Annotated in this window: 26 protein-coding genes and 1 tRNA gene; 18 read left to right on the forward strand and 9 right to left on the reverse strand. The window is 54.6% G+C overall.

Annotated features, from left to right (window positions below; all coding sequences use genetic code 11):
- Positions 1-82 precede the first annotated feature (82 nt).
- Together hisH and ACLQMU_RS01305 are read right to left on the reverse strand one after the other, a co-directional pair.
- The gene (gene hisH / locus ACLQMU_RS01300) at positions 83-691 is read right to left on the reverse strand and encodes an imidazole glycerol phosphate synthase subunit HisH (protein WP_424039128.1); all 609 of its coding nucleotides are present in this window, start codon (positions 689-691) and stop codon (positions 83-85) included.
- Positions 666-2,075, reverse strand: a complete 1,410-nt coding sequence (locus ACLQMU_RS01305) for a phosphoadenosine phosphosulfate reductase domain-containing protein (protein ID WP_424039129.1) — start codon at positions 2,073-2,075, stop codon at positions 666-668. The genes hisH and ACLQMU_RS01305 overlap by 26 nt, the downstream gene beginning before the upstream one ends.
- Positions 2,076-2,278: 203 nt before the next feature.
- Here ACLQMU_RS01305 and ACLQMU_RS01310 point away from each other — a divergent pair, with 203 nt between their 5' ends.
- Together ACLQMU_RS01310 and ACLQMU_RS01315 are read left to right on the forward strand one after the other, a co-directional pair.
- Positions 2,279-2,542 (forward strand): hypothetical protein, encoded by a 264-nt coding sequence (locus ACLQMU_RS01310; RefSeq protein ID WP_424039131.1) that lies wholly within the window; start codon positions 2,279-2,281, stop codon positions 2,540-2,542.
- A complete protein-coding gene (locus tag ACLQMU_RS01315; RefSeq protein ID WP_422149449.1) occupies positions 2,539-2,886 on the forward strand; it encodes a hypothetical protein in 348 nt (115 codons plus the stop codon). The genes ACLQMU_RS01310 and ACLQMU_RS01315 overlap by 4 nt, the downstream gene beginning before the upstream one ends.
- Before the next feature lie 389 nt (positions 2,887-3,275).
- On the opposite strand, the gene ACLQMU_RS01320 is transcribed toward ACLQMU_RS01315, so the two are convergent.
- Both ACLQMU_RS01320 and ACLQMU_RS01325 read right to left on the reverse strand, forming a co-directional pair.
- The gene (locus tag ACLQMU_RS01320; RefSeq protein ID WP_422149450.1) at positions 3,276-3,638 is read right to left on the reverse strand and encodes a hypothetical protein; all 363 of its coding nucleotides are present in this window, start codon (positions 3,636-3,638) and stop codon (positions 3,276-3,278) included.
- 635 nt (positions 3,639-4,273) lie between these two features.
- Positions 4,274-4,936 carry a nitroreductase family protein gene (locus tag ACLQMU_RS01325; RefSeq protein WP_424039133.1) on the reverse strand — a complete coding sequence of 221 codons (663 nt, stop codon included), beginning with the start codon at positions 4,934-4,936 and terminating at the stop codon, positions 4,274-4,276.
- 912 nt (positions 4,937-5,848) lie between these two features.
- Here ACLQMU_RS01325 and ACLQMU_RS01330 point away from each other — a divergent pair.
- On the forward strand, positions 5,849-6,289 hold the full coding sequence (locus ACLQMU_RS01330) for an FxLYD domain-containing protein (RefSeq protein ID WP_424039135.1): 441 nt from the start codon (positions 5,849-5,851) through the stop codon (positions 6,287-6,289).
- A gap of 1,357 nt (positions 6,290-7,646) precedes the next feature.
- Here the strand turns inward: ACLQMU_RS01330 and ACLQMU_RS01335 are convergent.
- Positions 7,647-8,123, reverse strand: a complete 477-nt coding sequence (locus tag ACLQMU_RS01335; protein ID WP_422149043.1) for a zinc ribbon domain-containing protein — start codon at positions 8,121-8,123, stop codon at positions 7,647-7,649.
- A 188-nt stretch (positions 8,124-8,311) separates the two neighbouring features.
- Here ACLQMU_RS01335 and ACLQMU_RS01340 point away from each other — a divergent pair, with 188 nt between their 5' ends.
- Positions 8,312-8,446, forward strand: coding sequence for a hypothetical protein (locus ACLQMU_RS01340; RefSeq protein ID WP_422149042.1), 135 nt, complete (start codon positions 8,312-8,314; stop codon positions 8,444-8,446).
- Positions 8,447-8,575: 129 nt separating this feature from the next.
- Here the strand turns inward: ACLQMU_RS01340 and ACLQMU_RS01345 are convergent, their stop codons facing one another.
- Positions 8,576-9,454, reverse strand: a complete 879-nt coding sequence (locus ACLQMU_RS01345; RefSeq protein WP_422149041.1) for an alpha/beta fold hydrolase — start codon at positions 9,452-9,454, stop codon at positions 8,576-8,578.
- 494 nt (positions 9,455-9,948) lie between these two features.
- Here ACLQMU_RS01345 and ACLQMU_RS01350 point away from each other — a divergent pair, with 494 nt between their 5' ends.
- From ACLQMU_RS01350 to ACLQMU_RS01380, 7 genes are all read left to right on the forward strand, one after another.
- Entirely contained in the window at positions 9,949-10,290 is a 342-nt protein-coding gene (locus ACLQMU_RS01350; RefSeq protein WP_424039139.1) for a hypothetical protein, read from the forward strand.
- A gap of 281 nt (positions 10,291-10,571) precedes the next feature.
- Positions 10,572-11,348 carry a hypothetical protein gene (locus tag ACLQMU_RS01355; RefSeq protein WP_424039140.1) on the forward strand — a complete coding sequence of 259 codons (777 nt, stop codon included), beginning with the start codon at positions 10,572-10,574 and terminating at the stop codon, positions 11,346-11,348.
- Between the two features lie 431 nt (positions 11,349-11,779).
- Positions 11,780-12,751, forward strand: a complete 972-nt coding sequence (locus tag ACLQMU_RS01360) for a tyrosine-type recombinase/integrase (protein WP_424039141.1) — start codon at positions 11,780-11,782, stop codon at positions 12,749-12,751.
- A 712-nt stretch (positions 12,752-13,463) separates the two neighbouring features.
- Positions 13,464-13,970, forward strand: coding sequence for a hypothetical protein (locus ACLQMU_RS01365; protein WP_422150535.1), 507 nt, complete (start codon positions 13,464-13,466; stop codon positions 13,968-13,970).
- Complete coding sequence (locus ACLQMU_RS01370; RefSeq protein WP_422150536.1) at positions 13,954-14,166, forward strand: hypothetical protein; 213 nt, start codon at positions 13,954-13,956, stop codon at positions 14,164-14,166. Before ACLQMU_RS01365 ends, ACLQMU_RS01370 begins: the two co-directional genes overlap by 17 nt.
- Before the next feature lie 266 nt (positions 14,167-14,432).
- Entirely contained in the window at positions 14,433-15,311 is an 879-nt protein-coding gene (locus tag ACLQMU_RS01375) for a hypothetical protein (RefSeq protein ID WP_443673502.1), read from the forward strand.
- Between the two features lie 22 nt (positions 15,312-15,333).
- A complete protein-coding gene (locus tag ACLQMU_RS01380; RefSeq protein WP_443673503.1) occupies positions 15,334-15,591 on the forward strand; it encodes a type II toxin-antitoxin system RelE family toxin in 258 nt (85 codons plus the stop codon).
- On the opposite strand, the gene ACLQMU_RS01385 is transcribed toward ACLQMU_RS01380, so the two are convergent.
- Together ACLQMU_RS01385 and ACLQMU_RS01390 are read right to left on the reverse strand one after the other, a co-directional pair.
- A complete protein-coding gene (locus ACLQMU_RS01385; protein WP_424040291.1) occupies positions 15,588-15,779 on the reverse strand; it encodes a hypothetical protein in 192 nt (63 codons plus the stop codon). The genes ACLQMU_RS01380 and ACLQMU_RS01385 overlap by 4 nt on opposite strands.
- A gap of 242 nt (positions 15,780-16,021) precedes the next feature.
- Positions 16,022-16,093: transfer RNA gene (locus ACLQMU_RS01390), tRNA-Gly, on the reverse strand.
- A 201-nt stretch (positions 16,094-16,294) separates the two neighbouring features.
- On the opposite strand from ACLQMU_RS01390, the gene ACLQMU_RS01395 reads away from it, so the two are divergent.
- Both ACLQMU_RS01395 and hemA read left to right on the forward strand, forming a co-directional pair.
- The gene (locus ACLQMU_RS01395) at positions 16,295-16,921 is read left to right on the forward strand and encodes a precorrin-2 dehydrogenase/sirohydrochlorin ferrochelatase family protein (protein ID WP_422149416.1); all 627 of its coding nucleotides are present in this window, start codon (positions 16,295-16,297) and stop codon (positions 16,919-16,921) included.
- On the forward strand, positions 16,914-18,200 hold the full coding sequence (gene hemA / locus ACLQMU_RS01400; protein WP_422149417.1) for a glutamyl-tRNA reductase: 1,287 nt from the start codon (positions 16,914-16,916) through the stop codon (positions 18,198-18,200). The genes ACLQMU_RS01395 and hemA overlap by 8 nt, the downstream gene beginning before the upstream one ends.
- Before the next feature lie 132 nt (positions 18,201-18,332).
- Here the strand turns inward: hemA and ACLQMU_RS01405 are convergent, their stop codons facing one another.
- Entirely contained in the window at positions 18,333-18,980 is a 648-nt protein-coding gene (locus ACLQMU_RS01405) for a hypothetical protein (protein WP_422149418.1), read from the reverse strand.
- A 141-nt stretch (positions 18,981-19,121) separates the two neighbouring features.
- On the opposite strand from ACLQMU_RS01405, the gene hemB reads away from it, so the two are divergent.
- Genes hemB through ACLQMU_RS01430 form a run of 5 tightly spaced genes read left to right on the forward strand, consistent with a single transcriptional unit; the run spans position 19,122 to position 23,433 of the window.
- Positions 19,122-20,099 (forward strand): porphobilinogen synthase, encoded by a 978-nt coding sequence (hemB, locus tag ACLQMU_RS01410; RefSeq protein WP_424040638.1) that lies wholly within the window; start codon positions 19,122-19,124, stop codon positions 20,097-20,099.
- Positions 20,096-21,337, forward strand: a complete 1,242-nt coding sequence (gene hemL / locus ACLQMU_RS01415; RefSeq protein ID WP_422149420.1) for a glutamate-1-semialdehyde 2,1-aminomutase — start codon at positions 20,096-20,098, stop codon at positions 21,335-21,337. The genes hemB and hemL overlap by 4 nt, the downstream gene beginning before the upstream one ends.
- On the forward strand, positions 21,328-22,218 hold the full coding sequence (gene hemC / locus ACLQMU_RS01420) for a hydroxymethylbilane synthase (protein ID WP_424040635.1): 891 nt from the start codon (positions 21,328-21,330) through the stop codon (positions 22,216-22,218). The genes hemL and hemC overlap by 10 nt, the downstream gene beginning before the upstream one ends.
- Positions 22,208-22,969 carry a uroporphyrinogen-III C-methyltransferase gene (gene cobA / locus ACLQMU_RS01425; RefSeq protein WP_422149422.1) on the forward strand — a complete coding sequence of 254 codons (762 nt, stop codon included), beginning with the start codon at positions 22,208-22,210 and terminating at the stop codon, positions 22,967-22,969. The genes hemC and cobA overlap by 11 nt, the downstream gene beginning before the upstream one ends.
- Positions 22,969-23,433, forward strand: coding sequence for a phosphate-starvation-inducible PsiE family protein (locus ACLQMU_RS01430; protein ID WP_422149423.1), 465 nt, complete (start codon positions 22,969-22,971; stop codon positions 23,431-23,433). The genes cobA and ACLQMU_RS01430 overlap by 1 nt, the downstream gene beginning before the upstream one ends.
- Positions 23,434-23,952 lie beyond the last annotated feature (519 nt).

Here is a 23,952-nt window from a genome sequence, read left to right on the forward strand (position 1 = left end):
TGGTCGAATGCCCGGAATTAAAAAGGTTCCTCTCTTATTTCCGGGAGCTTTCGGGACTAATCCGCCGGCGCACCGAAAACCGTCAGATCAGGTCGATAAAATTTTTGAGCAGCCGCAGGCCGACAGCCCCGCTCTTTTCCGGGTGAAACTGTACGCCGTATACATCGTCCCGGACAATGGACGAGGCAAAGGGAAGAATATAGTCCGTTGAAGTAAGGGTGTATTCCGGTGTCGTATCGGCATAGTACGAGTGAACGAAATACACGTACGCTTCGTGCGGGAGACCTGATAACAGGGGGCTCTCTTCTTTTGTAAGACGTATGGCGTTCCAGCCCATGTGCGGCACTTTCACTCCCGGGACATGGGGGAACCGGCGCACGCGGCCCGGGATGAGGCCGAGGCCCCGGTGCGTCCCGTGCTCCTCGCTTGAGTCCATGAGCATCTGCATGCCAAGACAGATGCCAAGGAGGGGGACATCTTTTGTTGCAGCACAGACCGTTTCCCTGATGGCGCCCAGCTGGTCCATGCCCTCGTGGAATGCGCCGACTCCCGGCAGCACGATGCCATCGGCTGCTGCGATCTCCCCTGCGTCCCCGGTGATGACGGCACGTGCCCCCGCCGCCTCGATCCCGCGCATGACACTGCGCAGGTTTCCGAGACCGTAATCAATGATGGTGACGTTCTTTGCCATGTACACCCTCCTTAAGTCTCCACGCCCCGCTCTCTATCCAGTCGGCAGGGAGATCGTGAGCCTCCCGCCACGCTTCGAGCCGCTCCCGCCACCCTCCCCAGAGCCCGGCAAAATCGGTCTCGATCATATGGATCAATGCCATATCACTGGACGGGCACATGAAACATCCGATCCGATCCAGCCGGTGCTCGTAGAGCCGGTTGTAGGGCGCTTCCTCACGGAAGAGGTAGAGCCAGACGTGAAGGGCAGTCCAGTTCTGGATTGGCGCGGCGGAAACCTGGACTTTCACGGTCGGGTTTCTCCAGACCCGGTCGCTGTCCGCCCGGGCGAGCGATTCGTACCGCCGTTGCCCGATAAAGGAAAGGCATTCGCCCCAGGTCGAACGGATGGTCTCTCTGACCGGCAGGAGCTTGCAGACGCTGCAGCACCAGCGTGCGTTCACGGCCGGCGGTCCCTCGCGCTCCAGTGTCTCTGAGAATTTACCGGATGTGGTGGTCCGGATGATGCCTGCCCCGTATTTCTGCTGCACCGCTTCAACGTTTTCGTAGGTATCCGGGAACTCGAGGCCGGTGTCGGCAAAGAGCAACGGAACGCTGCCGATTGCTTTTCTTACGACAAGCATCGTTGCCAGGCTGTCTTTTCCCCCGGAGTACGATATGGTGGGCTGGAGGGGGTACGCGGCAGCGACGTCTTTTACGAACTGCACCGCTTCTGCTTCTGCCTGTGCTATCGCTTCAGCATTTGACCGGACCGCATCCTGCCACGTGGCCTTTCCCGGGACGATGCGGGACGGCACGTTCCTGCGGTTGCGGACGACAGAACCTTTCACGAGGGCCCGGGCTTCTTCTGCCCCTGCCTTTGCCCTGCCCGCTCCGATGCACTCCCCGTTTTTTGCGAGGATAAATACTTCGTCGCCGGTCCGGACCGCGTCGTCAATGAAATCAAGGCCCGGACGGAGGACGCTCATCCCCTGGTCGCGGATAAACGGCACAGCGCTGTCGTCAACCACGACAACACGCTTTTCCGGCCTGAAGATGGTACAGGCCTCGGGGCGCGGGATGGGCTCCCACCGGCGTTCCTTGGGGATATACCGGATCGAGCCCGCTATCCCCCCGCCGATCACGATCTCTTCCATCCGGTCGGCATCCGGGACCTTGTTCAAAAGAACCAGATGGTCCTCGGGTACGAGCGGCGCTCCGAAGTGCTCATGAAAGATGCTGTTGATAAGCGCAATATCGGCCGGAAATGCCGGTCGCGCATCTCCCGGGGGGGTGAGCGGCACTTCACGGGTGGGTGCACCGCACGCAGCACAGGTTTTTGCGAGGACCGGCGTGTGGCACTGGTCGCACCAGCGCAGGAGGATCCTGCCGAGATAGGGGCGCATTCCCACAGCTGTTCGCGTTTGTTCTTATAAAATGATAGGCGGTCTTTTCTTTTTCGTTTATGCCGGTATCGTTTGTCCCGCGTCCCCGGCGGAGTCGGGAGGCATCCGGGGCAGCGGGAGGTTTGATATGTACCAGTTCTCCATTTTAGTACTGTGATATACGGGATCAGGGAGCCCGGAGTTTACGGAGAGGGTGATTGTGGATGACACTTGATATCTGGCTTGTTGCGGCAGTCTGTTTTTTTATCCTTGCCTTCTGCGCAGTACTGCGTGTCATTCCCGGCCCGACGCTGAATGACCGGCTGATCGCGGTGAATGTGGCGGCCACCCTTGCCTGCGCTGGTGCGCTTTCCCTCACGGTATCGGTCGGGGACCTGATCCTGCCGGTGCTCGCGGGGCTGCTTGCGTGCATCGTGTTTGCGACCACTATACGGATCTCCCAGGTTCACCGGGGTGTGGTACCATGACGGTATGGGTACTCGACGCACTCCTGTACGTCCTGCTCCTTGCCGCCATCGGTTTTGGGGGGATCAGTGTTGTCGGCCTGCTCCTCTTTCCGGATATCCGGAGCAGGGCCTTTACCGGCCTGCGGGCAGGTATTCTCGCCACTGCCCTCGTTACTGCGGCCGGGGTCTGCTATGGTTTTTTTGCGTATATGACGGTGGGCGGTCTGCAGTACCTGCTGTTTATCCTTGCGGCGATCCTGATGCTTGCCCTTCTGGTTATCCTGAACCGGGTTGCCACCGGGGTTGTGTGCCGCTCGGCAGTACCGATCCTGTCATCGGCTGCCGATACGCAGGAAGACCGGTGATCTGCCGGTTTTTGCGTGCATGCCGGCACCCGGTCGCGTCCGGGCGGGCCGGTAATCCCGCGACGGGATTTTACCGGGGTTTTGATCAGGATAATCCACGTTTTTCCTGAAGACCCGGCCGCAGTTTGTTTATTTTTATCCGGCGTTTTTAACGTCCTTTTTTTGCGACCTGCTGCCAGTGCCGGGGGATCGTGCCCATGACCCCGCAGTGCGGTGTGCACTTTTCATGACGAGGGGTACTTTTGCGCCGGAAAATGCATGGTGTATGCAGGGTCAATGACCGATCCGGCAAAAAACCCGCGAATGCATGAAGGGGACAAGACGGAGTTTTTTCGGACTTCTTTTCCCGGTCACCGCATCGCATCGGGAAGAAAGGTTTGCTAAAAGATTCAGGCCTGAGGTTCCTGCTCCTCTTCCGGCAGGGGTTCCTCATCTGCCTCCGGCTCCATGAAACAGAGCACTGAGGCGATTGCGAAAATGATGATTGCCGGCATATACAGGTACAGCAGGCTGAGCGTCCCGGCAAGCGGGACCGAGAGCGTGATCCAGACGGCGGAGGAGAGCAGCATCCAGCCGGCGAAACGGGATTCGGTGTTCGCTATCACCGCACCCATCAGGCCCAGGCTGGAAAAAAGTGCTGCCTGGACCCCGGAGAGGGTCGCCCCGGAGGAACCGGATGAAAAGATCACGTAGAGGGCGGTCGCAATCCCGAGGAACCCCCCGATTATTCCGACAACAAACGGTCGCTTCATTACGTACACGATGGGACAACCTACGCTCTTAAAGGTTGTCTTTTATCTGCCGTTTAAAAATACCCGGGGATGGATGAAAGCGCAGGAGGCGGATTTTTGCAAAAATACCTGAAAAATGCGCATCCAGCCTGGTGCCTGCATACCTTGCAGGTCGCGATTGCGACTCATTCTCTTTTTATTTCGGCAAATAAGGCTTAATTCACATGATTGCGCATTTCGCTCCGAATCGTCCGTAAAATCAGTTCTATTCCGGATACTCCGGTTTTGTGCAGGACAAAGTTGCGGTTTATACCGTTTCTATGCGGGAAATTACCATTTCGACCAAAATATTTATGTATTCGTAGAATAATGAAAATTATAACCCTTTCCGGTGGGAGGTGGAATAAAAATGGTTGTAGCAAAGAAACCGGCCGCAAAGAAGGCCCCAGCAAAAAAACCCGCCGTAAAGAAGGCAGCCCCTAAGAAGAAGTAATCCAGGGGGCCCATTTATTGTTTTCTCTCTTTTTTTGGATTTCAAAGGAACCGTACAGTACCTTCTACCTGCCAGGATTTTTGTATGCAGAGACACCCGCGGTTCCGGCGTTCAGGCCGGTGGCAGGAACTTTTTTGCCGCCTGTTCCGGAATCATGTCACAATCACGCCGGCCACGAAGTAACCTCCCGGACCGACAGACGGATTGAAGGAGACAACGCCTCGGCCGGGTACCCGATGGCACAGCCCATGAGCGCCCATTTCCCGTGTTCGAGCCCGAGGATCCGGCAGAATTCTTTATTGTCTGCCATCTGCGCCGTGACGGAGACGATCTGGAAGCCAAGGCCGAGGGCCGTTGCCTTCAGCCACATGTTCTCCATGCAGTGGGCGAGGGACTGCAGTTCCACGGGCGGGAACCCCTTCTTTTCTGCGGCCACGATATAGAAGGGAGCCGTGCCGACACCGGGCAACATGCCCATGCCTTTGATCGCGGCGAGCCGGTTCATGAACCCGGCGGCCTGGCTTCGCAGGCCGGCGTTTCCTGCCGCCGCCCGTTCAAGGTCGCCTCCCATTTTCACGACCTCGTTAAAAACGAGCGGGGCCAGCTCCTTCATGGCTTTCGAACCCTTCCGTACCACCACAAACCGCCGGAAATAGTCCTCACTGTTCCCGACTGCCGCCGCGGCAAAGGGCGCATGGAGTCCGGCGTGGAGGATACCCTCGACCTGCTCGTCCGTGGGAACCTTCTCGGTAAATTTCCGGCAGGAGCGCCGTTCCCCGATAATCCTGTCCAGCACCGCGTTCTCCTGGTCGGTTGTAAGTGTCATTCCAGAATCAACCTCACAACCCTTTGCACTGCCGGGATATTTTAAGGTATTTTTACAGGTCGCCCTGGTCATTAGGATCCGGAGACCGGTTGCCGGATCAATCCTGTACCGGGCCCGGGGGTGGCGTTGGTGAGCACAACCGCGACCGGTCGGGTTATTGGTGCGGTCTCGCGATGATACCGGGCCAGCTGCCGTATACAGCAAGACAGGGTACCCCAGGCTCGCCCATAAAAAATTCGGATGGTGTTACAGACTTTTCAGAAATTGTTCACCAAAGTTATCGGACTTTTTGAAAAAAGGTTGCCAAGGTCATCCAACTTTTCAAAAAAAATCCGGTGAGGTCATCGAACTTTTGTGAAAAAGTCCGGGAATGTTATCGGACTTTCCGGAAAAAAGGGGCGGCTCAGTATCCAAACAGTGCAAAAAAATCCGGGTACATGGAGATATCCCTCGTTGCTATGATCGCAGACCGGGCAATCCTAATGATGGGGGGCTGATGCCCCCATACCCCCGTGAGCGATTAGTGCCGCCGCCCCAGAAGGGACGCCCCCGCGGCGGATCAGGAAGAGAAAACTGTACTGCCCGGGCGCGACCCGACAAGGTGCCGCACCGACCTAGACGAGCGGGAATCGCGTTCCGGGCAGGAATCAGCAGGTCATCATATGCTCCCACAAAAGCATTCATGATCGAATACTATCGCCCGCCGGCGATGGACTTTCGAAAAACTTTCCTGCTGAAATCAGGAAATGAAAAATGCGGGTAGATTTTTAACATATCAATCTTAACAAAAAAACGGCGAAGCGCAAGCACATCACCGAAATTTTACGGCAAAAGAGCATCCCTATGACTGACGCACCTGTTTTGCTGCCTGCAGCACCGGCAAAAAAACCCGGCAATCCTCACACTCTGATCATGATTTTCCTGGTAGCGCTCATTATAGCTATAGCGGTCCTGCTGATTCTTTCCGGACCGGTTTTCAACGGACCGGTCGGTTCGAACGCTCAGAACGCCCCGGCGGTCGTTCCCGTGGCAGGAGTGCCCGCCATGATACCGGCGCAGGCGATGCTCCCGGCCGCAGAAATCGTTTCGAAATCGGTAACCTGTCAGGTTACCGGCCTTTTGGAGATGACCGGCACCGTCAAAAACAATGTGGCTCATCCCCTGTCAGTCTCGGTACGCGGCACCGGATACGATAGTAACGGTAACGAAATGGGCACAGGATATGACAGTGTCGATATCGATCCTTATGGCACCGGCACCTACAGGATCAACGTCATCGACGGGTGTCAGCTGGGGGACTCCGGGACCTATGATGTCCGGATATCACAAATCACCTGGAGGTACGCCGGTTGATGTGTCCTCAGGTAGCAGGAAAGCGTTCGTTCCGGTGACCAGTTCCGGCGAAGTCTCCGCAATCCCCCCCCGACGAACGAGTATCCCGCTGCCTCCGACCCGGAAAATCAGGCAGGAACTGTCATCCCCCCGCCCGGAACACCTTTCTGCACCGCACCGTCCCTGTCGGCAGGCATTTCCCGGCTTTTCCGGGAAAAAACCGGCCTTTTCCCGGGCACCCGGGAAACCCTGTTATTTTTTGGCCATAGCGGGGCGGTAAAGCCAGGAGGGTTCCCGGATGGCCTTGTGGATGGCCGGTTTTTCGCGACCGGTACAGGCCCGCTAAATTGCACGGTTTTTTCCCGTTTAAAACGCCCCGTTTCAAAAACAGCCCGATTAAAACAAGAATCGTGGAGAGGATTAGCACCACTTCCACTGGAACTTCCCGGAGCAGGATCCGGCCCGGGAACTCTCCGTCGGAGAAACGATCATGGGGGAGGGACGGTCTGCCCAGACTGATTTCTGGGTAGGGCGATCCTGATGATGGGGGACTGATGGCCTCACACCGCCGTGAGCGAGGAGTGCCGTCGCTGTCAGGAAGCCTCATAATTATATTCCTCGTGTCATCCCCAAAAATACGCCCGTAAAACCGTCCGATTCCACACGAGACAGATCAGAGCGATTATGTTGTTTTATTTGCCAAAATACGCCCAAATTGAGCCCCATATAATGCCCATAATCGGGCGACAAACACGTTTTTACGGCCTCTTTTTCCGGGAACGAACGAAAACCCATCCGGCCCCGGGATCGGCCTGAAAAACGCGTTTATATGAACGTTTTATTTCGTCCAATTCCAAAAATACGGCTGATTTGGGGTTATTTAAAAACGGGGGCCGATACGGGCTCCGATTGGGTCTTGAAAAGACGAATCCGGGCTCAATTTGGGCCCTGATTGGCGTTGCCCGGATCAAGTGGATGGGGGATGTTGTGCCCTCCCCAAATGAGGGTGTAGTGCCGCCGCCCCCGAAGGGACGCCCCCGCAGCCGGTGAGGAAATGGATCGGGTGTACCCAGCCGGAGATTTGAAACGGTGGGTACAGAATCGCGTCACGGAAATTTTTCCGAGCCGCTGAACCAGAACGATGCCTGACGCGCACAACGCCTCGGCGGTTTTGCGCTACGCACTTACCGGGATCCTGATGTGTGATCGGATTCGGTTGAGGGGGGCGATGCTGATTGAGGAGCGGGCGCCCGGACACGCACTCGCCCGAGCAGAGGGCCCGGTGAGGCGCCCGAGCGACTCCCTGCGAATGCAGGGAGGGGGAGGGATCGCAATCTGCCGGAAGTGATAAAAAATGTAACCTGAAGTTTGTGCGTTCTCATAACGGGGGAGCCATGTGGCTGAACATCGCGGCAAAGGCCAGTAGCGCCACAAGGACAGCAACCACTGCCACGGTGACGATTGCAAGAATAATGAAGATGAGCAGGTGGGCGGTCTTTGTCGGGAGGAACGGGATCTCTTTGTTATTCATCTTATAAGTCAGGGAATATGCATCGTAGATCCCGAACAGCCAGACAATGGCCCCGGGAATGATGAAGATGAACAGGCCGATCACGGTCCCGAAGAATATTGCAAATCCCCTCTCGGTTTTCCCGTTATAGACCTGCCCGAGCCCCGGGATCACGAGCGAACAGATTGCTGCAATCGCCGTGCTCTTCTCTTCATTCTCTGGCGGAGCCACTACGGCGGGTTGCGGTGCGGCGACCGCTGTTGCTGCAAGTTTCGCGCCGCAGTTATCGCAGAAGCTGGCGGTCTCGTCTGCGAGAGACTTGCCGCACTCGGGACAGTACTTCATGGATGGTCAGCAGGTGTGTTGGACGGCGGAGGGGATGGATGTTCGTCCCGGTGGCAGAGGGCAAGCCTCCCGTCAGAGACACCCACAGGGTCCTGCCGCGCCAGAGGGGGATCCCGTATTTATCCGTCCAAACCTTTTTCCTCCCCTCAGCCCGATAACCGGATGAAGAGATTCCTGTGGATGACGCCATGAAGAAAATGGTATACTTTATAATCGGGCCTGCGATCCTGGGGCTGGTTCTCGCCCTGATCGCGTATGTGACAAGCACGGTCCCGGCACACCTGCCGGCCGCACTCACGAATGCGCGTATCTTCTCGATTTGATCCGGATACAGGCGATCTCATGCCCACACCGGGCACCGGGTGAGTGCAGCTCACCGGGTAATGATCCGGGTCACCCTGACCGGAGACCCGGATCCATAGTAAAAAAAATTCCGGTTGGCCCCCGTACCGTTACGGGGATGCAAGCGGCGACTCGTTTGTATCAAGGAAGTACACCGCGTTCTCGCCATACTGGACCGGTGCATTCCGGTTCCCGATGTGGGGGAGCCCCTGGAACCTCACGAGCCAGGAGCCGTTGATCTGCCCGGCCATCTGGACAGAGACCGCCTGGGGCGTGATCACGTCACCCGTGCCGACCACGAGCATGACGGTCTTGTTGATGCCGGCAAGGCCGTTCCAGGTCCCGTTAAAGGCAAGGTTCGCATTTGCCTCGGCACGGAGGCCCGGGCTCGCGTTCGTGTCGTTTGCGACCTCGAGGAGGGTCGAGTGCAGGACCTGGCACTCGGGGATGTTTGCGCTGTACGAGTTGGAATCGAGGATCAGCTTCCGCACAAGCTCCGGGTGGGCGATGACCAGCTGCTGCGCGGTCGACGAGCCCATGGACTCCCCGTACACGTTCATGCTGCTGTACCCGAGGGCTTTGATCAGCCCGGCGGCATCATCGGCATAGATGGGGATCGTGGGGGTCACATTGTTCATGCTGCTGTACCCCATTCCCCGGTGATCGTAGGCATAGACATGGTATTTCGAGGAGAGGATCGAAAGGAATGTCTCGTTCCACGGGGCCTGCGCGGGAGTGTCGTTTGCGACCTCACTGGAGAATCCTTCGATGAGCAGGACGGGTTCGCCGGATCCCCATTCCCAGTACGCCAGCCGGACGCCATTCACGTCCTTGTACTGGACCGGTGTATTGGCAATGGAGACCGGCTGCGGCATTGCCGGAGTTGCTGGTGCCGGGCCGGCAGCGGCCGGTGCGGTACCGGTGCAGCCGGTGGCAAGAACCATGATCGCAATGACGGCAAGCACCATAAGGAGTGATATCGGTTTCATTCTCGTTTCAGCCTCTGGATCTGTAGATTGACCGTTCGGGACGAATCCAGATAAACGCTTGGTTTTCGGGTTGTCCGGACCCGGGTACGGGTGGCTGACCCGGATCCGCGGAAGTTACCAAAGGGATGCCCTGCTTTGAGTCCGACAAAACCTAATCAATTCTGGGAAAATTGTAACGATGCCCTACGCGCAAAACACCTCGTCGGGTTTTGCGCTACGCATTTACCGGGATCCTGATGCGGGATAGGATTCGGTGGGCGGGGGTGCAATGAAAAGAGCGGGCGCCCGTACATGCACACGCCCAGCGAGGGCTCGGCGAGGCGCCCGAGCGACTCCCTGGGGAGCAGGGTGGGGATATAGAGTTCGGAAAAATCATCAATACCTTATGAATTATGGGCTTTGCAGGGACCTCATATAATATTTTTTTAAACATAATATTTATATAACGCAACTTGATTATTACTCAAGTACTCCATAACTGGAGGTGGCTGAAAATGATAGGTACCTCAAAAAAAGCAGACGAACAACAGCGTTTTGCGGCTCATTATAATCTTGCGATGAATGATCTTCTTAACAAAAATCCAGAAATGCCATTAAAAGATGCAGTGCACAAAGCGACACAGACTGCAAAAGACGCGACTCAAAAAGACGCTGTATATACACAAGATCCGATATTTTATCGGACTGCAGAGATCTTGTTAGCAATCATAGTACTCGTGGTTGTCGTGGGCAGTATCTGGCTGTTCAGCATTAGCAAAGCCCCGAGCGATGGAATTATTGCGATTGGCTCCGGTGCAGTGGGTGCACTGATTGGGGTATTTTCAACGCAAAAATAGAGTGCAGAAGTTACCTGATTTCTCTCTCCTCTTTTCCCGGGATATTGTTTGCAAGACCGTGAACCGGAGCGATGCTGATTGAGAAGCGAGCGCCCGTACACGCACTTGCCCAGCGAGGGCCCGACGAGGCGCCCGAGCGACTCCCTGCGAAAACAGGGAGGGGGAAGAATCGCAATTCCGAGAAATAGACAAAAATACAATCCCTGTTGTTAGAGACACTGTATGAAATAAAAATAAAAATCATCATAATTTTTTTATAAATGTAACATGTATCCTCACCTATGACATTAGAAATCGATAGGGGTGTAGTTATTTTTTTAGATGTCCTCGGTGTTTCGAAATATACAGAAGCTGCCCAGTTTTTGGATTTTCTTTGCGAAATGAAAAAGATGAGAATTCGAGCGCAATATGTCTGGGATAAGTGGAAGGATAAATTTGAACAAGAAGGGGTAACGTTGCCCGAGCCGAAAATTGCAATTTTTCAAGATTCTATTGTAATTTGTTTTTCTGATAAAGTGGAAAAAGACAATACATTGCAAAATTTTTTTGCCGCTCAAAATTGGTTAATGGCTGTTTATGTAGTAGCGATAGAAAAGGGACTCTTCTTTCGTGGTGCTCTTTCTATCGGTGAATATATTTATAATGAATTTGATGGGGGTATTGCTGTTTTAGGATTACCTGTCGTTGACGCGTTCAAACATGAGAGGAAAGGCAATTGGATCGGCGTAATTCAAACGGATCTGTTTCAGAAACAATACATGAATGCTCTAAATAACTATGCAACGGTTAATAGGATGAAGTTAGATGATGTAATCAAAGGCCGCAATCCTTTCTACGTTAAATATGATGTTCCGATAAAAAAAGAAAATGATGATTATGGGACGGCCGAATATTATGTCGTAAATTGGCCGACAATTTGGAAGGGCATTGGAATGGATAAACTAAGAAAAATGTTAACAGATGCCCAAGATGCTGCTGATGAGAATGACAAGAAAAAATATGAAAATACCCTCAAATTTGTCAAATATTGTGAAGATCATCAATTCTTCTTACAATGAATATCTTAACATTTTCAAACAGTTTTAACAAAATTTTAGTTTCGAACAATCATGATTATTCATAACTACTCTATTGATATCTTCAAGTCATCAGAAGAAAAATGCGCCGACCGGGACTCTAGCAAAATGTTAGATTCCCTTACATAATTTTAATATGGTCAAAGCATCAATAATCGGGTATGTCCGTGGCTGCATCATTTAATCTGGTTCGGGAAGAGTATGCCGGAAACTCAATTCAAACCGCATTAGATGAAGGACGATTTACCGAAAAAGACAATGAACTTGTAACAAGGTTTACCAATGAGTTACAGGCTACTGTGGGTATCTCTACAGCCCGTGTCAATAAAATCACATTCACGCTTGTAGGTTGGCGTAAAATCCTGCCAAAATCCTTCAATCAATGCGCCATTAATGATCTCTACAAGGGTGTAATGGACTTAAAAAAGAAAAAATCCCTCACCGGCAAACCCTACAAAGCAAACACGGTCAGCGACTTCCTCAAGGTTCTCAAACAGTTCTATACCTGGCTCGCAAAAAACAAACTCACAAAAATTACCCGCGACCAGATCCACGAGATAAAAGCCCCCGGTCGGGACCCGATGACAACGACCGCATCGGATCTCCTCACTCCGGATGAAATAACCAAGATGGTAAAAGCCTGCAAGCGGGATGGCGACCGGGCGCTTCTCATGACACTCTATGAAGGTGCATTCCGGATCGGGGAGATCGGACAGCTCAAATGGAGTGATCTCAAATTTGATGAATACGGTGTTATCGCAAACGTCTCCTTCAAAACGGATAAACCCCGGTACATCCGGCTTGTCATGGCTCTCGATTACCTCTCCCGCTGGCGCTCTATTTATCCCGGTATCGCAGAAGGAGATAATCTGGTTTTTGTTAACAGAAATGGCGACCCGCTGACCCATGCACAGGTAAGCCGTCAGCTCGACCGGATAGCAGCCCGGGCCGGTGTAAACAAACGGGTCAATCCCCACGTATTCCGGCATTCCCGCATAACCCACCTTGTCCGGGAGGGCATCAGCGAGAGTGTCATAAAGGCGGTTGCATGGGGATCGCAGGACAGCCGCATGCTCAAAACCTATCTTCATCTAACGGGGCAGGATGTAGATAACGAGATGCTGCGGCTTTATGGCATTGACGTTCCCGAAAAGAAGAAAGAACGGGGGCTTAAACCGCACCAATGCCTCCACTGTTCAACCATCAACCCCCCAACATCAAACTATTGCTCAACCTGCGGTCACCCATTGACCCAGCAGGCAGAACAGGAAGTATCAGAAAGCGCGACTGATATCCGGAGAATGCTTGCAGAAAATCCGAAAGTGCAGGCCGTTTTCATGGAGATCCTCAACCAAATGAGAAAGCAACCGGTTAACGTCAGTTAACGAATTTTGTTTCGGCGGGAAAACGATTATTATCCGGAAGCTCGAATATAGGATTTAGTATCAAGTAGTTCTACTTGGCCTGTAAAAACAACATTTGAGACCAGTACTGATAATGATTGTTCAGTACTGCTGACGCAGAACAATGCCAAAATGTTGCTTTTACTTAAGTCTGTTTTGGAACTACTACCGCCTCCGGTTGCCTTTTGGCAACCGATGCAACGCTGATGCCGAACGGCAAAAGCGTAGGAGAACCGGCGCTCTATGATACCGCGTCAATCCCCGGTTTCTCCTGATCACGAAAGGTGATTTAAAATGTCAAAGATAGTCAGTGACTACGATAAGAAGTATTCTCAGCCCTCCCTCACAATTACGAGGGATATCTTTGCCGCTTTAAGTCCGCTTGATCAGATTGCGGCACGAGCGCTGGAAAGATGTGGACTGTTACGGATAGTTGACGAACAACCAAAGATCTCTGCCCGGTGATTCTGTTGAGAGAACAGGATTTCCCTATTAGCGGAGCGGAGGCTAACGATCTCCTTGCCCAGCGAGGACCCGATGAGGCGTCCGAGCGACCCCGAAGGGGTGGGGATGCTCGTAGCAACGTGCGGCAGGGGGGCCCCCGCGCGCAGCGCGGGGCCCTGCCGCCTTTCCCTCTATTACTTGTTAGGAACACCTTGACGACTGAAAGGAGGATTGAAAAGGTGAACTATTTATGAAGGGCGACCTCGACACCTTTTCAAACGGTCTCTTTGATTTTTGCAAAGTACATGCCGCTGGCCGTATTGAACTTCTGACGATCAGCCTTCCTCGGGGCTCTTCCCTCAACCTGGAGGACTGTTTCAATGCACTTATCATACGCATTGTTGGCAGGAACAAGAAGTCTTCCATACCGTATGTTGGGGTTCTTGTCGGAGTTCCTCCGGAGCATGCCCATATCCTCTGGATAAAACCTTATGTCCGTTATAACCGTCTCAACTGGATGTGGCATGAGATTACAAACGGGACTGCGACCGGCATAACTTCAAGGACAGTACGTGGTGACAAATCTAAAAGAAATGATGTCAGACGTCTCGTAAAATATCTTGTAGAACAGGAAGATCATCACGGCTTGCCGGTAACCTTCGTTCATTCCCATAAATGGCTCGTTCACAGCAAGGAGAAATCACAACCGGATGAGCAGGCCATTTTCAAGGGGTTAGACGATGTCCAAACCTCCTGAATCTCCATTTTTTGGTCTCCCGGAGAAGAAACCTCGCAAATCGAAAAAATCTGAATATGATCCACGGTTGGCTTTGAAAGAGCGCGGGCGAAAACTCCTGCTAAAAGACGATGAGATTGATGAATATACCCTGACCCGACATGAAAAGGAAGTCCTGACGATAAATCACGATGTATCGATGAATTTTAAACCCTGAATTTCAAATTTTTTCTTATGTGATTTTATACGTGATTATATGTTTTCTTTGAAATACCTTCGACTGAGGGTTTTTGTCAGGTCCTAAATTGTTAGCAGGTTGGTAATATTACATGTTCGAGACATCTTGTAAGATTTCACATTCGCATTATGCTCTCTTATAAAGAATTTATAAGTAACCCAAATTTGAACAAATAATCTAATGTTTAAAACATATTTTTAGAGAAAGTTTTATAAATTTAAGTATCCAGTATGTTATTGATCGCTATGACTGAGGATATTGGTAATTCAAATGGGTCCAAAGATGAAGGAATTAAAGAGGCAGGGACTACAAAATCCGTAAACGGTGACGCAAAGAATCCTGTTATTAAAAAAAGTCGGGAGAAAAGTGTAAAATATCCTTATTACAGTCTAAAAGAATGCTTCAATTATCTTAGCATTGTTCATAAAATTGGGGGGCGAAAGGGTGCGCAGATTGGTTCAATCTTATCCGAGATGAACATCAACTCTGCAAATAACAGACGATTTTCGTATTTAACAAGCAGTTCTGAAATTTTTGGTCTCATTGAAAGGTCTGATCAATTAATAAAACCCACGGAGTTGGGGATTCTTATATTATTTCCTCCGAATGGGGATAGCCAAAAGAAGCAATTGCTAATTCAATCTTTTGAAAATTCGGAGGTATATTCAAACATTGTAACCAAATATAACGAAACTATATTGCCAAATCGGGATTTATTGCGAATAGAATTCTATCATTTGAAAATCGCTACAAATGTTCTTGATATTGCGGTTGATTCATTCATCGAAAGCGCACAGTATGTTGGTGTACTAGATGAAAATAGTCGGTTATTAATTCCCACTAATGTTCCGGAATTAGAGGATCTGCTCGGTCAAGGAAAACCATCTCCAGAAAACTCCCCGCCGGAACCGAATGGCCAAAAAATTCCGAAGGTTGCTAAAGAAAATCCCCCTAAAGAAAACCCATCAGATGAAAAAGATGATTTTGAGGGAAAAATCGATATGGTAAGATTTGAGGTTTTGACCTCAACCGGGTTAAAAGCAATAGTATGTATGCCTAGTAAATGTTCTAAAGAGGACATTGAAAAAATTAAAAAAATAGTCAATGCGTATGGTCCCGATTAAACCGATCTAATTCCGAGGTTATATGGAAACGTACAAAATAAAAATGAAACCGGAACCTGAAAAACAATTGGCGAAATATGATCGTGAGATACAAGTACGTTTCGCAAAAAAGATTCGGAAGCTAAAAGAGAATCCAGATAGTTATGGGAAGCCCCTTAAAAAACCGCTTCATGGTTATTGGGAGCTTTATTTCGAGAGAAAATTCAGAATTGTCTATACAATAGATATCAATGCCAAAATTGTGTATATTGAGGCGATTAAACACAAGGATGAATTTTAGATTCCGAGGTCTTTCGCAATATCTTCAAAATCTCTGGATTGAACTCCCTTCATCCTGCCTTTATTTATTTGGCACATTAAATCTTTATCAGAAAGGACCTCGATAGTTTTGCTCATGGATTCATATTCATCTTTTGATATCGTAACCCATTCAGTTTCGTGTTTACCATGAACAATGATTTGGTTCATATATGGTATAATTGTAGAACTTCTCGTTATTAATAATAGTGGAATGAGGAATTTTGCAAAATTCAAGAGGATTAAATCCTAGAATAACAAGGCACAGTGCGCCGATTGGGATTCCGACTTAATCAAATCCAGTAAAATATATATTATTATATATTCAAAAGTAAGTCATGATTCAAAATTGTTAGATCTATCAGATTAAGGGAATATCGAAAATAGTAAGCGCCTCGAACGTCAAGGCAATATGCGCCGACCGGGACTCGAACCCGGGTTTAGGCGTTGGCAACGCCTAGTGATAACCACTACACTATCGGCGCAGTGTGCTCTAAAGTGTGGTCACTCATAGAATTTAAGTATATCGAACTCTGGGCACAATATGGGCGTATTTGCCGGGCGCCGCCCCCGGAGACGCTGGAGGTGGTGGATGGGGATGGAGATGAAGATGGAGATGGGGTGCCTGCTGTCCCGGATCCGGATGTGATATCTTAATGTAACGCAATCGCTCTATCTATTGATCAATGATTCCTCTCTTCGTGGAGTGCACGGGAAAACAGGTCGTCATATTCGGGGGAGGGGAGGTAGCGGCACGCAAGGCCGGGCATTTCGCACAAGAGGCGGAAGTCCTCATGGTCAGCAGGACGTTTTCCCCGTCCAGCCGGGCGCTGCCGGTCCAGATCCAGACGCTCGACACCCGGACGGCGACGGATGCAGAGCTCGACCTGATCATCGCGCCGGCGTTCCTGGTCATCGGGGCGCTCTCCGACCGGGAACAGAACGACCGGATCGGGGCGCTCTGCAAAGAGCATGGCGTGCTCTTCAACAACGCGGACGGCGAGCCCGGCGACGTGGTCATCCCGGCGATGACGATGGGCGAGCACTACACGATCGCGATCAGCACCGGGAGCGAGAGCCCGGCGGTCTCCCGGTTCATCCGGCAGGAGATCGAGAAAAACTACCCGTCGCTCGATGCGATGATCGTGCTCCAGCACCGCTTAAGGGATGCGCTCAGGGGCAGAAAGACAAACCCGGAAGAGCGCCGCAGGGTACTCTCGGCGGTGCTCCGCGACAAGACGGTCTGGTCGCTTCTCCCGGAGTCGCCGGCGCGTGCGTGGGAACGGGTAAGGGAGAAGTACCTCCATGACTGACCCCGATGCACGGATCGCCATCGCCGGTGTCAGCCACCACACTGCCGACGTGATGGCGCTTGAAGCCTTCCGGTTCGGTGACGAGCCGGGATTCCTTGAGGCCGCAGGCAGGAGGTTCCGGGGCGTCCTCCTCCTCCAGACCTGCAACCGCGTCGAGATAATGGTCGAGGGCGACGCCGGGGCGCTCCGGGACTTCCTTGCCGGGCAGGGCAGATCGGGGTTCTTCCTGCTCGAAGGCCGGGACGCGCTCCGCCACCTCCTCTCGCTTGCTGCCGGCATCGAATCGATGATTGTCGGCGAGGACCAGATCATCGGGCAGCTCAAGAAAGCGCTCGCCGATGCAGAATCTGCCGGCACCGCCGGCAGTTTCCTGGAACTCTGCATCAACAAGGCCGTCCACGTGGGCATCGGGGTGCGCCGGCACACCCAGATCAACCGGGGCGCCGTCTCGGTCGGGTCTGCCGCGGTGCTCCTTGCCGAGACAGAACTCGGGACGCTCGAAGGCCGGCACATCCTTGTGGTCGGGAGCGGCGAGATGGGCCTTCTCGTTGCCCAGGCGCTCGCCGCAAAGCAGCTGACCGCGATCTATGTCGCGAACCGCACGTTCGGGCGTGCGGTCAAGCTCGCGGAGAAGATTGGCGGAAAGGCGGTCCGGCTCAACGAACTCTATCATTACATCACCCTCTCCGATGTTGTGATCTCGTGCACGTCGGCACCCCACCCGGTCATTCACAGGGCGGACTTAAAAGAGGCGATGCGGGCCCGGTGCTGGCCGGTCGAAGGCCACCCCCGCCCGCTCATCCTGATCGACATCGCCCAGCCCCGGGATGTCGAGGAAGGGTCGGGGACAATCGACGGCGTCCATCTCTTTACCATCGACGACCTGCGGGAAGTAAACGAGCAGACCATGAGCACCCGCAGGGTCGAGGCGGAACGGGCCGCAGCGTTTGTCAACGAGGAGCTGGAACTTTTCATCCGCCAGCTGCACCGGAAATCCGCCGACGACTGCATCGCGGCCCTGCACACCTGGGCCGAAGCCGTGCGCCTGCGCGAGCGGGACCGGGCGCTCTCCCGGCTTGGCGGCGCAGATGACCGGACTGCCGAAGTGATTGACGACCTGACCCGGGTGCTCACGAAGAAGATCCTCACGGATGCGACCGCATCGATACGGGCGTGCGCCGAAGAAGGCGATCGCGGTGCCGCCGAAGCGCTCGTGCAGGCCCTTACGCGGGGCACGACCGGGGCCGTATCGCCCGTAAGCAAGAATACACCGGAGTGAGATCCTGCCGGGACAGGGAGCCGGTGCCGGAACCGCCATGGTGCCCGGCAACGAAAAAGCACGCGAATGCCCGAACCGGCCGGTTCTTCTCGCAAAAAAGAAAAACGAAAAGGGTTTTTTTCCAGATCCCGGTCACCCGAGTTTTGCGTATGCCGTCTCTGCAAGGGGAGTGAGCACGTCGTTGTGTGCACCAGGGCCGGTCATCCGGATCACTTCGAGGATATCGCCTTTGGCAAAAATGACTTCCGCGTACCCCTCTGACGGGGCGGATGTACCCGCGGCGAGCATGATCGTACCCTCCGTGGCCGTGGAGGACGGGGTAGCGTCTGCCGCGGTGGCAATAAATGCCCGGGTGTCGGGTCCGGTTGCAGGCAGCGGCAGATCGGTAAAGTTAAGGCCCTTTTCCTGCCGTTCTGTGGTATAAACGAGAGATACAAGATCGGACATATTTTTCCCGGCGTACACCGCGATGGTCTGGGTGATTGCGGACTGCCCCGCCGTATCGTTTAAGGAATAGACCGTGACGTAGCCCTGCTGCCACCCGAGATCTTTTGCAAGCGTACCCATCTCGCCAGCCGATTTCTGCCGGCCGGAAAGAAGGGTATAACCGGACGGCATATCGGCCGGGGCAAGCGCGAGCGGGGCAAGGGATACATTTGCCGCCTGGGCAGGTGCGGCGGGGACCGGTGCAGCCTGCGTGCCGGGCGACGATATGCACCCGGCGCAAAAAAGGGCGGCACAGGCAATCAGGGCGAGGCCGAGGAATAAGGATCTCTGCATGTATCACAAGTAAACCCGGAAACGGGATATAGGTTGCCGCCAGTTCCCGGGATGTAAAAGGAGACCGGTAACCCGTATAATATAACCATAAATACGATGCATCTGCAATCTGTTATCATCTAGGTTCGAGGTATGGTGCACATGTTTCTCCAGCGACGAATGAGGCGGGTAAGGTCCCGTACTATCCAACCGCTTTTGTGCGAGACCACGCTCACCAGGAACGATCTCGTCGCCCCCCTGTTTGTGGATGAGACCACAGCGACCGAAAAACCGATCGTGTCCATGCCCGGGCAGTTCCGGTACCCGGTAGACGGGATTGCGGGTATTGCCGGGAAGATGTGGGACCGGGGCATAAAGGCAGTCCTTCTCTTTGGCATCCCGGCGCACAAGGACGAGGCGGCGACCAGCGCCTATGATCCCGAAGGGGTCGTCCAGCAGGCAGTCCGGCGCATCAAAGCAGCGTATCCAGGGATGGTGGTCATCACCGATGTCTGCGCCTGCGAGTACACGAGCCACGGGCACTGCGGGATCGTGGGCGGGAACCGCTGCGGCGGAAAAGACCTCTTAAATGACGAGTCGCTCCTCCTCATGAACCGGATTGCGGCGAGCCATGCCGAGGCCGGCGCCGACATCGTCGCCCCGTCGTGCATGCTCGACGGGATGGTGCGGTCGATCAGGATGGCGCTCGATGACGAAGGGTACGAGGACGTGCTCATCATGTCGTACTCGACCAAGTTCTCGTCCGCCCTGTACGGCCCGTTCCGTGAGGCCGCAGAGTCCGGGTATTCGTTCGGCGACCGCAGCACCTACCAGATGAACCCGGCAAACGGCCGCGAAGCGTACCTCGAATCCAGGCTCGACATGGAGGAAGGCGCCGATATCCTGATGGTCAAACCCGCCGGCCCCTACCTCGACGTGCTTGCGGAAATTGCGACCCTCGGCCTCCCGGTCGCCGCGTACCAGGTGAGCGGGGAGTACGCGATGATAAAGGCGGCGGCCGAACGCGGCTGGATCGACGAAAAAGCGACCGTCCTTGAATCCCTTACCTGCATCAAGCGGGCGGGGGCCGACCTCATCATCACCTATTTTGCCTGCGATGCCTGCGGGTGGCTGAAATGAAGAGCGGGGACCTTTTTGCCAAAGCACAAACCCTGATGCCCGGCGGCGTTTCGAGCCCGGTCCGGGCAATAAAACCCTATCCGTTCTATACGGCGCACGCAGAAGGTGCGCATATCACCACCGTTGACGGCGCGACCCTTGTCGACTGCTGCATGGCCTATGGCCCCCTCCTTCTCGGCCATGCCCATCCTGAAATAAAAAAAGCGATTGCCGCCCAGCTGGAAAAGGGCTGGCTCTATGGCACGCCGACACCGTACGAACCGGAATTTGCCCGGCTGGTCACCGGGGATCACCCGGGCATGGACATGATCCGGTTCGTGTCGAGCGGATCGGAGGCGACGATGGCCGCGATCCGTCTTGCCCGGGGATTTACCGGCAAATCCGATATCGTAAAGATCGAAGGGGGGTTCCACGGCGCCCACGATGCGGTGCTGGTAAAAGCCGGCTCGGGCGCGACCACCATGGGCGTTCCCGACTCCGCCGGCGTCCTTGCGGCGCTCGTCGCCCATACGCGGCAACTGCCCTACAACGATCCTGAGGCCCTCGAAACCCTGCTCGCGAAAAATGCCGATATTGCCGCACTCATCATCGAACCGGTGCTCGGGAACATCGGGCCGGTGCTCCCGAAAGACGGCTATCTTAAGGATGTCCGGGGGATCACCAGGGCCCACGACGTCCTGTTAATCTTCGATGAAGTGATCACCGGCTACCGCCTCGGCATCGGCGGCGCACAGGTGAAGTTCGGCGTCAGGCCCGATCTTACCACGCTCGGGAAGATCATCGGCGGGGGGCTGCCCATCGGTGCATTCTGCGGCCGGCGGGAGATCATGCAGCAGGTGGCACCGCAGGGCCCGGTCTACCAGGCTGGAACCTTCTCGGGAAACCCCCTCTCTCTTGCAGCCGGGATCGCGACCGTCCGCTGGCTGCACGACCATCCCGGGATCTATCCGGACCTTGCAGAGAAGGCCCGGGCAATCGGGGAATCGATCGGCGGCGGGACCGGCGGGTCATTTGTCCGGATCGGCTCGATGTTCAAGTACTTCTTCAGGGCCGCGGCACCGCAGAACTACACCGAGGTTAAAGAGTGTGACACGGCAGCCTTTACCCGGTTCTGGCAGAAGATGCTGGAACAAGGGGTCTTCCTCCCGCCCTCCCAGTTCGAGACAAACTTCCTTTCCGTGGCGCATTCGGCAAAAGATCTCGAGGCCATCACCGGGGGGTATGCTGTTTGCCGGTGAGGATCGGGACCCGGGGCAGCAGGCTGGCGCTCGCCCAGACCGGCACTGTGATAAAGAAAATCCGTGCCCTCGGTATCGACGTCGAACAGATAATCATCAGCACGCAGGGCGACGAGATCACCGGTGTCCCTCTCCATGAGATAGGAAAGCAGGGGGTCTTTGTCCGGGCGCTCGATGACGCCATCCTCAATAACGAGATCGACTGTGCGGTGCACAGCATGAAGGATATCCCTGCGATACGCCCCTCGGGCCTTGTCACTTCCGCGATCCTCCCCCGCGATTCCCCTGCCGATTTCCTCGCCTGTACCGGCCCGGTCGCGGCAGTAACCGTTATCGGGACGTCGAGCACACGGCGCCGGGCCCAGCTCCTGCGCCACGACCCGGACCTCACAATAAAAGACCTGAGGGGGAACGTGGACACGAGAATAAGGAAACTCAACGAGGGGCAGTACAATGCCATCGTCCTTGCCGAGGCCGGCCTTTCCCGGCTGGGGATCCGGATCCCGGGGGAAATGCTGCCCCCGGAAAAGTTTGTCCCCACGCCCAACCAGGGCACCATCGCAGTGGTGAGCCGGGCAGACCCCTCGCTCATGGAACTGCTCTCCGCACTCGATCATCCCGAAACCCGCAAAGATGTGGCCATCGAGCGGGCAGTGATGGAGCAGGTGGGTGCCGGGTGCTTTACTCCCATGGGTATTTATTGTAAAGAAGGGCACCTGATCGCTGAAGTCCTCTCGCTGGACGGGAAACGGACAGAACGTATCGAAAAGAAGATCGGGACGCTTGACGAGGCACGGGCACAGGGCAAAACCCTGCGGGAGCGGGCCGGCGACCTGATTGCAGACGCGTATCATACACTCGGGATTTCCTATGACCGGTAAAGTTTATCTCGTGGGTTCCGGCCCGGGCGGCACGGGGCTCCTCACGCAGCGGGCAGCTGAGATTATCGACGCGGCAGAGGTCATCTTCTACGACCAGCTGCCCGGCGAAGAGATCCTTTCAACCCTCCCGGCACGTGCAGAAAAGATCGACTGCGGCAAGTTCGGCGGCCGGCACACGCTGGAGCAGCACGAGATCGAGTCCCTGATGGTCGACCGGGCCCGGAAAAACCGGGTTGTTGTCCGGCTCAAGGGCGGCGACCCGTTCCTCTTTGGCCGGGGCGGGGAGGAGATCGAAACCCTCAAAGCGGCGGGAATCGAAACAGAGATGGTGCCGGGCGTCTCCAGTGCGCTCGCCGTTCCCGCTTCGGTGGGCATACCGGTCACGCACCGGAAGTATGCCTCCCAGGTAACCATCCTCACCGGCCACGAGGACCCGGCGAAACCCGAACCCGCGCTCGACTGGAAACTGCTCGCGCAGAGCCGGGGCACCATCGTCGTCCTGATGGGGGTGGCAAACCTGGGAACAATTGCCCGGGCCCTCCTGGCAAACGGAAAAGATGCCGGGACGCCGGTTGCCATTATCGAGCGCGGGCTGAGAAAGGACCGCCGGGTCACAACAGGGTCCTTATCGACCATCGGTGAGGTGGCCGTACAGGCCGGTGTGAAGCCCCCGGCAGTCATCGTCATTGGCGATGTGGTCAGGTTGTACGACCCTGCACAACCGGACCTGATTCCCCCGGGTGATACATAATGCTGGAATACATCAACAAATTTGAACGTGTAGTCTATGCCGTCCTTATTATCCTGCTTGCCGTGGTGCTGGTCTCTGCGATTGCCGAACTGGTCTACCTGCTCATCACGGGCCTGACCAGTTATCCCCCGGGACTCCTCGCGACCGGCGAACTGGTCGCAGTACTCGCCGGGTTCCTGCTCGTGCTCATCACGGTGGAACTGCTGGATACGATGAAGGCCTATATCACCGACAACGTGATCCACGTGGAGGTTGTCGTGCTGCTTGCCATCATCGCGATTGCACGGAAGGTGATCCTGCTTGACCCGTCATCCACCAATGGCGGCGAACTTATCGGGATAGGGATCATTATCATCGGGCTTGCAGCCGCGTACTACCTCCTCAGGAAGGCAGGCGTCGTGATCGGGAGCGGTGCCGAAAAATACTTTAAAGAAAAACAGGAAAAACCGCCGCAGAACGAATGAGGGATGAATTTTTTCCTGACCCGGTACGGGATCGGGAACTTTTGTCCCGGTTCCTTGTTTTTTAGATCTGTAGAACTCCGTGAGCAGATTGCATGGACGCTTCTTTTCAGGTCTCCGGCACTTTTTGCCTTCGCCCCCGCACGCTTGTGGCACCCCCCGCTTCGCGATAGCGCCGTATTACCAGTACTCGGGCATACCCCCGGCACAGGTAATACGAAAAGCATCGCATGTGCGCCCCGTCCCCCTCGGAGGACAGGTGGCGCGAAGAGGAGGGGGCTCGCACAAATTTAAAAATGGATTTCTGGAGAGCAGTTTTTTTATGAATTTCCTTTCCGTCTTTTCCTGCCCGCATACCGCAGGCGTACCCTGTTCCCTTATGCAAGGGGAACCGGAATGCAAAATGCCCCGGGAAAAGTCAATGAGGGGTTCATGCGAAGGGTGCCTTACCGGCACCGGACCAGGAGCTGCTGCAACACCTCAGGTCGTTTGCCGGGATCACGGGCCCGGCCCTGATGGTCT

This window comes from Methanoregula sp. (genome assembly GCF_052325125.1).
GTDB lineage: Archaea > Halobacteriota > Methanomicrobia > Methanomicrobiales > Methanospirillaceae > Methanoregula.